This window comes from Desulfothermus okinawensis JCM 13304 (genome assembly GCF_054654515.1).
Window position 1 is genome coordinate 16,205 of sequence record NZ_BAAIEW010000036.1, and the last position, 10,895, is coordinate 27,099.

Sequence of the window (10,895 nt, forward strand, 5' to 3'; positions counted from 1 at the left end):
ATACCGTCTGTTTTTCAAATATTGCAGGGGTTTTTATGGAACACCTAAAAAATTTACTGGATAGTATACCAATAGCAATAATAGCACATGATATGAATCGAAAAATTTTTTATTTTAATAGACATGCCGAAAGAATTACAGGATATTCAAGTGAGGAAGTAGTTGGAAGGGATTGTCACTCGGTATTCCCAGGGGGATTTTGTGGAAGCAAATGTAGTTTTAAGAAAAAGACAGTCCTCCCAAGCCTATCCAAGCTAGAGTATAACATAAAATTTGTGGATAAAAAGGGAGATACTAAATACTTAGAGGCACGGGTGGTGCCTATATTTGATAAAAAGGAAATAATAGGTGTATGTGGTGTTTTTGATGACATTACCTCTGATATAGTAACAGAAAAAGAAGTTGAGAAAATAACCAATTTTCATGGAATAATTGGTGGCTCAGAAAAGATGCAAAAGCTATATGTACAGATAAAAAATGTAGCCAAAATATCTGTACCTGTTTTGATTTTAGGAGAATCTGGAACAGGGAAGGAACTTATTGCAAATACAATACACAAGTTAAGTCCAAGAAAGAATGGTCCCTTTGTGGCTGTAAATTGTGGGGCTTTACCAGATTCCCTCATTGAGAGTGAATTATTTGGTTATGTAAAAGGGGCATTTACAGGTGCAACAAAGTCCAAAAAGGGACGTTTTGAACTTGCCCATAGGGGTACCCTGTTTTTAGATGAAATTGGGGACATAAGCCAGGCAATGCAAGTGAAGCTCCTTAGGGCAATACAGACACTTACAATTGAGAGACTTGGAGATGACAAAAAGATCAGGGTTGATATAAGAATTGTATCTGCAACAAACAAGGACCTTATGGAAGAGATTTCCAAAGGTAATTTTAGGGAGGATCTCTTTTATAGACTTTCAGTAATCCCTCTAAGGGTAGCTCCACTTAGAGAGAGAAGTGAAGACATTCCCTTACTTGTAGATCATTTTGTGAAGGAGTTTTCAACAGAGTTTAATATAACTATTCCTGAGGTTTCTCAATCTACCATGGACATTCTAAAAAAACACACCTGGCCAGGAAATGTGAGAGAACTTCAAAATGTCATACAATATTCACTTGTGGAATCCTTTGAATCAAGTAAAGGGATTATAGAGCCAATTCACCTTCCAAAGTATCTATTAGAAGATCAGGTGAACCACAATATTGTGATATCTAAAAAACAAAAACCAAGACGGAATTTAGATATTGAAACAGTTAAAGAGGCAATTGAAAAGGCTGGTGGAAATAAAGTTAAAGCAGCAAAATTACTTGGTATATCTAGGGCAACGCTATACAGATTATTATCCAAACACAATAATTTGAAGAATTAAATCCTTGCAAGTCCAAGAAATAGTGTATGTAGAACTATTATTAGAAATAGATAAATATAACGTGCATTAATATTTTTTTTCTTTAAAATTGACATGGATATTGCATCATGGGGACAAATAGCAATACAATCCCCACATAGGGTACAAAAGACATTTGTTTTGGCCTTTTCCTTTACATAGATTGCCTGGTAGGGACATTTAATTTCACACACCCCGCAGGATGTACATTTATTTTTATTTATTACAATTCTAAGGGGATTTAGTTTACCCAATGTGCATGATACAATTCCCAGGGGACACCATGATATACAATGACTCATTTTCCCCCAAAATGGGGACAAAATAAAGATAAATACAAGGCTAATTATTCCAAAAATAGATATAAATAAGATCAGGATATTTAGTTGAGGTTTAATTAATTTGAATATAATAGCCAGGGAGATTGTCAAAAAAAGATTTATAAAGGCAAGGTGCCTGATTAATTTAATCCTGGATTTTTTCTTTATGGATGATGTGAAAGAATCAAGGCCTCCAACATAACACAGGTGGCTACACCATGCTGGACCAACTAGAATTACAGTTGATAGAAATAGTCCTATCATAAAAAATCCATATCCCCTGTATATTGGTCCTCCAATAATAAGGGCAGGGATTGGGAAGTGCAGCTTGCCTGTCATTAGAAATTGTTTGCTTACAAAAAGACCTAAAAATAATTGAGAAAAAAATACCAATGAAAATAAAAGCCATACCTTCCTTCTTAAGACTAAGTGTTTTTTGGGATTTTTAAATTGATCACCTAAATAGGCTCCATATAGTGCCAGGAAAAAGGCCTCAAAATTACCCAAATTTAAACCAAATCTATCTAATATCAGTGGCTTAATGGTTAGTTTTGTTCTAAGGACCATAAGTATTGAAAAGATAGACAAAAAGATAAACAATGGGAGTTTGTTTTTCTTTAGTTCATATGACACTGTTTTATCTTTGGAAAGAATATACAAAAAAACCAATAGGTTAAATAAAATAACTGTACCCATAATGATGATAAGGCGAAGGTATGGTAAATGAAATAAACTTCTAAATATAACCAACTGATTAGTTGTATGTAGCCATACAAAAAAGGAAACGAGTAATAACAGGGTAGATAGGATAAATCTTATTGGATGTTTAAAAAATATCATAATTGCCGTCAATAAGTAGATACCAGCATATCCATAGCTTCCCATTCTCAAAAAATGAAAAACAGGAAGAATTAGGGCCATAGAAATTATTATTTTAGATTTTAAGGAATTCATCTTTTATCTTACCTATTGATAAATTTTGTAAGATCTCTTTTGCACAATAAATATCTGGATATTGGTCAAAAATACCCAGAAAATATTTATAAAAGTCCAAGAATCTATTGGGATCTGTTTTAAGGATTGGTGTTGCAAATTTTGGGTGTCTTCCAAGCCTTCCACCAATGAGTACTTCAAAATATATTTTAGAGCTATATAGGGCGCCATATTCACAAGCTCTAACACAATCTAAACATCCCAAGCACTTATCTTTATTTATATTAGTAGCCATACTATCAACTGAGATAGCCCCTTCTTTGCAAGCATTTCTGCACTCCCCACAATTTGTACAAAGGGATTCATCATAATCAATATAAGATCTCACAATAACTCCAAGGTCCTTTATCTGGGATTTGGCACATGCATTTGGACATGCAGAGATTCCAATTTTAAGGAGTTGGTGTTTTTTGGGTGTTTTTTTTAAGTTTAAAAACTTTTTGTTCCAAAGTGATTCTGTGGAAATGGCAATAATATTATCAACAAGATCAGATGGGGACAAAATAGCATTTTTACACCTAGAAGATGTACCCCTACAGTATTCTATTTCTATTCCGTTAAGCAATTTTATCAAATCCAATCTCCATATTGTTGAATAATTTTTCGGTGGTTGTAATTGGTGTAGGTGCCAGTGGTCAATAAAAATTTTTCATAAAAAAATGTAGTTATTGGATGGAATTTCCATCAATGTAAAAAATCTAAAATGGACTCACTTATAAATTATTGGTAGATTACATAATCTTTATAGACATGTAATAGCTACTCCTTTTGCGTGGCTCTTGCTGTAGCATGAGAGTGTGTAGCTAAGAAAAATACTATTAATAATAATTGATTTTATTTTCTTAGAAAATAATTTTTAATCTCGATCTATCTAAGAGTTCCAAGATGTTAACGGAGTTAGCCGTTTAATTTTAGGGAATTTATTATCAACATTTAAAATTTAGTTAGTTGACATAAATTAGTCATTGGTATAATAATCTTCCTTCCCAAAATGGTTTTAGGTTCTTAATTGTAAAATGTTCAACAAATTTATACCAGGAGGAGTTTATGTTGGAGATTAAATGGTTAGAGGTTGCAGGTCAAACGTACCACATAAGCGCCCTTGTTTATTTCTTGTGGTGCATTTGGGTAGGTTGGATTTTTTCAACAGTTGGAGCATTTGGTGGTATTATGGCAGGAGTTGGCCATTTATCAATTTTGGGCATTGGTAAATGGGCAAGTTCTCTAAAAGGCACCCATGTCAAGATTGGATCTTATACAGATGCTGGAAAGTTTGTAGTGGACAATGTTAGGTTTTCCAATAACTTAGTTACATTAATCAATTCAACATCCAGTACTATTAACTGGTATACACAAAAGAGGTTGGTATGGCCTGCAGGCATTGCTCTAGGTGTTGGTGCAATTTTTGGTGCACAGGTTGCCATATGGACTACTGGTGGCGCGCTTGGAGTCAAGCTCTATAAAGGACTTTTTGGCATATGTACCCTTTTAGTATCTCTTTATATGTTTTATCAATTAACACCACATGCAAAACAGCAAAAATCAGCAGGCAAAGCAGCAGCTCAGAGATTTAAAAAACGTGTGGAAGAACTAAAGTCTCAAGGTAGGCTGGATGAATTAGAGGGAGTTGAAAACTTAAAGCTAACAAGTAAGGCAGCAGAGTTTGACTTTTTCAATGAACACTTTGAGGTAAAACACTATGTTCCTTTTGGTTTTGGATTGTTGGTGGGCTTTATAGCCACATTGATTGGTGTTGGTGGTGGATTTTTGCTGGTACCATTCTTAACAGCAATTGGGCTTCCAATGTTTATCGCCCCTGGAATATCTGCTTTGGCAGTTATATTAAACCAGATTTCTGCAGTAGCTGGTTGGTTTATGAAAGGTCAAATCTTTCCAGTTGCTGTGATAGTTGGTTGGTTTGGAATCCTCATTGGATCTTATATTGGTCCTAGGACACAAAAATATCTTCCAATGGGATTCATGTATGGATTGTTTGGAGTGTTAGCCTTTTATGTAGGTATTAGATATATCCTTGCTGGTTTTTGGGGAATCCATTTACCACCTGCTTAAGAAGAGAAGTAGTATAGTAATAGTAATTTACAAAATAAATAAAAAAAGCCAGCTGACTAAGCTGGCTTTTTTTATAAAGACAAAGGATAATATGGTGTATACTATAATTTATTATATGGTAACCTTTTTAGTAGTTCTTGTAGTAGAAAAGCTGACATTTAAAATAGTTGGTGTGGTATTTAAATCTCACTTGAAAGAAATGGAAAAAATAGAACTAAAGATATTGGAATACCAAGAACTTATGGTACTAGCCCTGGCTGCAAAGGAAAAAGATGCATATAAGGGGTTAAATAAAATTGCAGATGAACTTTATTGGAAAGTATTTTTTAGAAAATTGGTTATCTTTTCTACTTCTTTTTTTCTTTTGTTCTCTCCATATATTCTCTTTTCACTTTATTTTTTAAATCATAAGATAAAAAATACTGTGGGAATAGACTTTGTAGTTGCTATTAGTTTTTTTATGGCAAAGACTATCTTCCAATATATCAAAAATGTATTGGATGCCAGGAAGGAGTATAAGGAATCTAAATTGAGTAAATAAAGTTTTTTTGGGGGGGCTTAATCCCCCCAATTTTCTTATCTTCTTGGTTTGGTAAATACAATAAAAGGACATAATTTGCAGACATCATAACCTGGGTAGGTATGTCCAGTCCTTGGGAAGGATGCTCCTCCATCTCTAATTGTCCTCTCTAAAGTCCATTTTAAAGTGGGTTCTAAATGGGAGTAGGGCATAATAACATTTATTTCACCTTGTTCTGTCTTACCGGAAGTATAACTACCACTGCACATTTGTGTAATATTTGGTTTTTGGGTGACATATGTATATACGCATCCATGACATACAGATGAATTCATAGTCATTACTGATTCAAATGGATGGCTGTCAAATGCAACATCCCAGTCATTTCCAATATGATATGACTGTAAGACGTCGCAAATCATATGTATAACATCGGGCTGAAAATTTGCCTTGTGGAGTGGTGCTGTGGCAAATGCCTTAAGACCTGGCTGCAGCCTTTTTTTGGTTTTTACAAACCTAATGGCTTGATCTTTATCTTTTGTATATTTTAAATGTCCTTTAATCTCTTTTTCATCAAATTCTTTCCAGCCCAATACAAATTTGGCATTGGAACACCCCATTTTATCTTGCTCAGAAAACAAAATATGACCTTCCTGTCTTGATGCAGCAACGTAATGACAAAAGGTAAGTGGCTTCACCGATAATTCATACTCATTGTTTTTCTTGAATTCCTCTATCTCTTCATCACTATAAAAGTATTTAACTGCAACAGGATAATACTTAAATTTATAGATGTTTCTTAAAATAAAAACTAGATCACTATTTGACAATTTGTCTTTTGCCAACATCTCTTTAGCAAATCTCACATCATCTAACAATAAATTTGTGTCTACCATACTATGGTCTCCTTTTTTGTTTTGAATTTGTTAACACTTTTTTATGTCCACAAGAGCACAAACTGGGTTGACAATATGCTATTATTTTATTTATGTCAATATGTAGTGTTGCAACTTTTTAATTATAAAGGTTTGTTGTTATGTATGTGTTTTTTTTAAATTTTAATAATAAAGGAGGAAGGTTTATGGGGAACACAAGTTAGTTAAAGATTGGTTAGTTGGTGTAGGTCTAGATAATTTTAAACCTTATTTTAAAAGGAGGAGTCTTAGATGCGAAAGCTGAAATCCATTTTCTTATTCACACTTGTTGGTTTAATTGTAATGCCTTTTATTGTAAATGCCAAAATGGGAACAGGAAAGGTTACGGCTAAGAGTAAAGATATTGATATTTCTATTTTTGGTAGTTTAAAAACTCAGCCTATATACAGTAAAAATGTTGATTTTAATAATGATGATACTAAGTTTGATTATACAGGTGGTGAAAATGGTAAAATTGGAGATGATGATTTTAGTGTGAGAAATGAATTCAGGATAGGTTTTAAAGGAAAAGGTAAGAATTGGGATTTTTTGGCAATACTTGAATCAGATCTTACTTATGATAAAAGAAATACCGATAGAGGGGAAATAAATTCCAAAGATAGGGAGACAGGTAAGTCTGGAAATAGCTTTGGAGTAGAAAAGCTTGAATTTACCTATGATTTTTCTTCTTTAGGGGTTCCCACTATCCTTGAGACTGGTTGGAAAACCAAGAATTTAGATCTTCAAACTGGTGGTGTTTTGTATGGTGACGATCACCCCTATATTGGATTTAGGGGGAAAGTAAATGGAATTTCTTATGAGGTGCTGGATTTATTTGTATATGATGATACTGGAAACATTGGAGTAACTGATGGAGATGCCCTGGATTGGAACGTATATACTGTAAAGTTAAATGTTCCTGTTTTTGGATTAAATTTCACCCCATTTTATGCATATAGTGACAATGACAAAGTGAAAGCCACAGTCAATTATTTTGGGGCCCAAGTTTATGGTAAAATAGGAATGTTTGTTCCCCGTGCAGAATTTGTTTATGCTGTTGGAAATAAGGAAGAACTTACAACTCCTTCAGGGAAGGTGTATAAAGATTTAGATATATCAGCATATGCAGCATTCGCATCCTTGGAACTTGACATATCAAGGGCATTGAGACCATATATTGGTGGTTACTATATGTCAGGAGATGATGATGCAAATGACGATGAGATTAATGCATACAATCCAATTACCAATATGGCCAGAAATACTCCTACATTTGGCATGACAAGTGCTCTTATTTATAAGACAATTCCTATTTTGGGATCTAAGATATACAGCAATGGATTTGGAATGTTAGGAGGATATAAAGATGATGTTCTCACCCATGCCAACAAAGATAAATTCAAAGGTTATGGTGGGATTGGAGATAGTGCCAGCCCCTTTAATCCTGGGATGTATTCCCTTGGTGTAGGTTGTAAAGGGGCCATTGATGAGTGGTCCTACAAAACTCAGTGGCAATATTTTTGGTTTGAAGAAACCGGAGCCCTTGAAGATGTATATGGTAAAAACATCGATGATTCAGTAGGTTGGGAATTTGATTTACAAATTACCTACCACCTTAACAACCATTTTTCCATTGGAAATGTATTTTCTTACTTTGATCCTTCTGATGCAGTACAAGACTTAGCAGGTGATGATTTTGACGAAGGAGCTATTCAAGATACAATTGAAATGACATGGAAATTTTAACTAATAGGATTTAGTAAATATTTTAGCTTAAAAAAGGAGTTGGCTAGCCAGCTCCTTTTTTTTTACTTAGTCCATGCTTAAAAAGTACAGTTTAAATTTTTTAGAGCCCACCTTAGCTTTTGCTCCAGATTTAACCCCATTTAACAACTTTCTATCTTGAATTTTTTGTCTAAATTTGTCTGAAACAATATAGTAACACTAAACAAAAAAGGTCACTGTTTTAAAGTGCCTTCTCCTGCTGGAAAACCAAAATCACTCCTTGATGCCATCCCAGTACACCTACCACAAGTCCTTCCTCCAAGAAAATACCGTGTAGTCACAATAAAAAAGCTATCTAATAGGTTGTTACCTCAAATCCCTCAACTTTAAAAGTGAACTTCCGATATATGTTTAAACCCAAGGTAATGGTACTTGTTCATTAATTCCCGCCACAACTCCATCTCTTCTTTACGGACAAGGCGTATACTAAAGCTTTCATCTTTATGCATTAAACAATTATAAAACATTTACACAAAAAAAACAGTAAAAAATCTAATCCATATAAATTCCTAAGCCTTATAAAAACTTTGACGTGGTCTTGTCGTTTTAACCTATTCTCCTTGACTTCTTACACAGAAGCCAATATTTTAAAATTATTGGATACTGATGGAGGTCATGAATATGCAAATAGAATCCATAGATTTTAACGAATTCAAGCCTATAATCCATGATATTGTAAAAGAATTTCTTGAAGAGGAAAAAAGAAAACAAAAAGAATTGCCCGAGATACCCAGGATATCCATTTATGAGTTGTTTGAAAGGGTAGTTAAAATCGAAGAAGAACTAAAACATCAAAGGGAAATGATAAGAATCATTCTAGAACAAATGGATAAACGCTTTGAGCAAATTGACAAACGCTTTGAGCAAATTGACAAACGCTTTGAGCAAATTGACAAACGCTTTGAGCAAATTGACAAACGCTTTGAGCAGGTTGACAAGAGATTTGAACAAATAACAACTAGATTAGATAGATTTATGTTCTGGACATTGGGGTTAGTACTTAGTGCAACATTAACAATAATTGGATATTTGCATTATTTTATAAGATAATAAATTACTTAACCAAAATTTTTTCAGCCATACCCCTACCAACTGCAAGTCTACCATCTCTCACCTTTAAGACAATAGGTCCACAAGAATTTTTGCTTATAATCTTTATTTTTATACCAGGGGTAAGACCTAAATTGAACAGCTTGGATCTCACACCTCTTCCGCCTTCAATATCAATTAAAGTAACTTCATCTCCAGGATTAAACTTGGTCAGTCTTGTCATTTCTTTTATCCCCCGGTGTCTCTTGTTTTATTTTTTTATAAATATCTTCCAGATATTCTCTGTATTTTTCGCAAGTTGCCTTTTTTTTGCCATGTTTTATATATTGTTGAAAATACTCAAGCCACTCACTCCCTGCCCTGGGACATGAATCAACAAAGTCCATAAAATCCATAAATCTATCCATGGTAGAACTGCTCACAGCATGTTCCATCTTGCACGCTTCCTTTTCTGCGATATCTGATTCTATCCCCAGTATTTCTTCTAAGAATTTTTTCAGTGCATTATGGCGCCTATTTATCTCCTCTCCTATGTCCCTGCCCTTGTCAGTTAATTCAATGTATTCATATCGTTCATATTCAACCAAATTGGCCTTGGATAAATTTTTTAGCATGCTGGTTACAGTTGGCATACTAACACCCATCTTAGAAGCAATATCCTTTACCCTAACTACCTTTTTTTCTTTTTCTAAACCCACCATCGCCTCAAGGTAGTCCTCCATTGTGGGAGTCACACGCCTCTTTTTTTCTTTTTTCCTCTTATTAATCATTTTTTATTAGATAAATCGTAAAATGTTTTAACAGTCTAATTATATCCTGTATTGTTGTTTGTCAAGGGATTTATGGGGTAGTATAAATATTTCCTGTTTGACAAAAAATGGATATGCATATACTTAATAAACATAATAATTATAAAAACCTGGATGTCTGGAGGGCATTATGAAAAAAATAATTATAGGACTATTTGTTTTAATAGGTATTTTGATAATAGTAACATTAGTTGCTTATTTTAATCTAAATACCATAATTGAACAAGGAATAAGAAAATTTGGACCTCAAGTTGTAAAAACCAGTGTTGGGCTGGAAAAGGCAAATGTATCTTTGTTTTCAGGGGAAGGAAAATTATATAATTTGTCTGTGGGAAATCCAAAGGGTTTTACCAGTCCCTATCTTTTTAAGGTCAAGAAAATAGATATAAAAGTGGAACCCATGTCTGTTTTTAAAGATGTGGTTGTTATAGATAAAATTTACATAGATTCTCCTTATATTGTATACGAATACAAGCAAAAAACAAGTAATCTAGATGTTTTTCAAAAAAATATATCAACAACCAAGGTACCAGAAAAAAAAGAAACAGCTGTTAAAAAAACAGAGTCTCAAAAGGGACAAAAACATATATTCATTAAGGACTTAATTATTAAAAATAGTCAGGTGGAAGTTATTTTATCTGATCTGGGATTAAAAAAGAAGCAGGTATTATTAAAGGAAATACATCTAAGGAATCTTGGAGGTAAAAATAAATCCCAAAAGCAGATTATTGCTGAGATAACAAATTCCCTTATGTCACAAATTCTACCCTCCATTGCACCAACTATTAAAGATTTAAAGGGTAGCATAAAGGAGATAAAGGGCCAGGTACAACAAAAAGTAAAACAAAGCCTACAAGATTTAAAGAAAGGATCTTTAGACAAAAATAAAATTAATTCCCAGGTAAAAGAAATACAAAAGGGACTAAAAGGACTAATGCCAAAAAGGTAAAATATATATGCCGATTAAGATAAGTTGATTTTAAATAAACAGGCATGAAAAAGGAAAGGTAAAGGTAAAGGTAGGGGGTGTTTCAAAAACTGTGTAAATC

11 protein-coding genes are annotated in these 10,895 nt (G+C 33.6%); 6 read left to right on the forward strand and 5 right to left on the reverse strand.

Annotated elements, in window-relative coordinates:
* The first annotated feature begins 35 nt into the window (after positions 1-35).
* On the forward strand, positions 36-1,367 hold the full coding sequence (locus tag ACYQ0O_RS12125; protein ID WP_459893429.1) for a sigma-54 interaction domain-containing protein: 1,332 nt from the start codon (positions 36-38) through the stop codon (positions 1,365-1,367).
* On the opposite strand, the gene ACYQ0O_RS12130 is transcribed toward ACYQ0O_RS12125, so the two are convergent.
* Positions 1,364-2,659 carry a 4Fe-4S binding protein gene (locus ACYQ0O_RS12130; protein ID WP_459893431.1) on the reverse strand — a complete coding sequence of 432 codons (1,296 nt, stop codon included), beginning with the start codon at positions 2,657-2,659 and terminating at the stop codon, positions 1,364-1,366. The genes ACYQ0O_RS12125 and ACYQ0O_RS12130 overlap by 4 nt on opposite strands.
* A complete protein-coding gene (locus tag ACYQ0O_RS12135; RefSeq protein ID WP_459893433.1) occupies positions 2,640-3,272 on the reverse strand; it encodes a 4Fe-4S binding protein in 633 nt (210 codons plus the stop codon). Before ACYQ0O_RS12135 ends, ACYQ0O_RS12130 begins: the two co-directional genes overlap by 20 nt.
* A gap of 473 nt (positions 3,273-3,745) precedes the next feature.
* Here ACYQ0O_RS12135 and ACYQ0O_RS12140 point away from each other — a divergent pair, with 473 nt between their 5' ends.
* Positions 3,746-4,768 (forward strand): sulfite exporter TauE/SafE family protein, encoded by a 1,023-nt coding sequence (locus ACYQ0O_RS12140; RefSeq protein WP_459893435.1) that lies wholly within the window; start codon positions 3,746-3,748, stop codon positions 4,766-4,768.
* A 115-nt stretch (positions 4,769-4,883) separates the two neighbouring features.
* Positions 4,884-5,309 carry a hypothetical protein gene (locus tag ACYQ0O_RS12145; RefSeq protein WP_459893437.1) on the forward strand — a complete coding sequence of 142 codons (426 nt, stop codon included), beginning with the start codon at positions 4,884-4,886 and terminating at the stop codon, positions 5,307-5,309.
* A gap of 35 nt (positions 5,310-5,344) precedes the next feature.
* Here ACYQ0O_RS12145 and ACYQ0O_RS12150 read toward each other — a convergent pair whose 3' ends face one another.
* Positions 5,345-6,184 carry a DUF169 domain-containing protein gene (locus tag ACYQ0O_RS12150; RefSeq protein WP_459893439.1) on the reverse strand — a complete coding sequence of 280 codons (840 nt, stop codon included), beginning with the start codon at positions 6,182-6,184 and terminating at the stop codon, positions 5,345-5,347.
* A gap of 270 nt (positions 6,185-6,454) precedes the next feature.
* Here ACYQ0O_RS12150 and ACYQ0O_RS12155 point away from each other — a divergent pair, with 270 nt between their 5' ends.
* Together ACYQ0O_RS12155 and ACYQ0O_RS12160 are read left to right on the forward strand one after the other, a co-directional pair.
* On the forward strand, positions 6,455-7,948 hold the full coding sequence (locus tag ACYQ0O_RS12155; RefSeq protein ID WP_459893441.1) for a hypothetical protein: 1,494 nt from the start codon (positions 6,455-6,457) through the stop codon (positions 7,946-7,948).
* A 660-nt stretch (positions 7,949-8,608) separates the two neighbouring features.
* A complete protein-coding gene (locus ACYQ0O_RS12160; protein ID WP_459893443.1) occupies positions 8,609-9,037 on the forward strand; it encodes a hypothetical protein in 429 nt (142 codons plus the stop codon).
* 4 nt (positions 9,038-9,041) lie between these two features.
* On the opposite strand, the gene ACYQ0O_RS12165 is transcribed toward ACYQ0O_RS12160, so the two are convergent.
* Entirely contained in the window at positions 9,042-9,260 is a 219-nt protein-coding gene (locus ACYQ0O_RS12165) for a FeoA family protein (RefSeq protein ID WP_459893445.1), read from the reverse strand.
* The gene (locus tag ACYQ0O_RS12170) at positions 9,238-9,807 is read right to left on the reverse strand and encodes a metal-dependent transcriptional regulator (RefSeq protein WP_459893447.1); all 570 of its coding nucleotides are present in this window, start codon (positions 9,805-9,807) and stop codon (positions 9,238-9,240) included. Before ACYQ0O_RS12170 ends, ACYQ0O_RS12165 begins: the two co-directional genes overlap by 23 nt.
* Positions 9,808-9,976: 169 nt before the next feature.
* Between ACYQ0O_RS12170 and ACYQ0O_RS12175 the strand changes: the two genes are divergently transcribed.
* Entirely contained in the window at positions 9,977-10,795 is an 819-nt protein-coding gene (locus ACYQ0O_RS12175) for an AsmA family protein (RefSeq protein ID WP_459893449.1), read from the forward strand.
* Positions 10,796-10,895 lie beyond the last annotated feature (100 nt).

Excerpts from the sequence above, each read along its gene's own strand:
- ACYQ0O_RS12125 (WP_459893429.1), top strand. The coding sequence starts at position 36 with ATGGAACACCTAAAAAATTTACTGGATAGTATACCAATAGCAATAATA.
- ACYQ0O_RS12130 (WP_459893431.1), bottom strand. The coding sequence starts at position 2,659 with ATGAATTCCTTAAAATCTAAAATAATAATTTCTATGGCCCTAATTCTT.
- ACYQ0O_RS12140 (WP_459893435.1), top strand. The coding sequence starts at position 3,746 with ATGTTGGAGATTAAATGGTTAGAGGTTGCAGGTCAAACGTACCACATA.
- ACYQ0O_RS12145 (WP_459893437.1), top strand. The coding sequence starts at position 4,884 with ATGGTAACCTTTTTAGTAGTTCTTGTAGTAGAAAAGCTGACATTTAAA.
- ACYQ0O_RS12150 (WP_459893439.1), bottom strand. The coding sequence starts at position 6,184 with ATGGTAGACACAAATTTATTGTTAGATGATGTGAGATTTGCTAAAGAG.
- ACYQ0O_RS12155 (WP_459893441.1), top strand. The coding sequence starts at position 6,455 with ATGCGAAAGCTGAAATCCATTTTCTTATTCACACTTGTTGGTTTAATT.
- ACYQ0O_RS12160 (WP_459893443.1), top strand. The coding sequence starts at position 8,609 with ATGCAAATAGAATCCATAGATTTTAACGAATTCAAGCCTATAATCCAT.
- ACYQ0O_RS12165 (WP_459893445.1), bottom strand. The coding sequence starts at position 9,260 with ATGACAAGACTGACCAAGTTTAATCCTGGAGATGAAGTTACTTTAATT.
- ACYQ0O_RS12170 (WP_459893447.1), bottom strand. The coding sequence starts at position 9,807 with ATGATTAATAAGAGGAAAAAAGAAAAAAAGAGGCGTGTGACTCCCACA.
- ACYQ0O_RS12175 (WP_459893449.1), top strand. The coding sequence starts at position 9,977 with ATGAAAAAAATAATTATAGGACTATTTGTTTTAATAGGTATTTTGATA.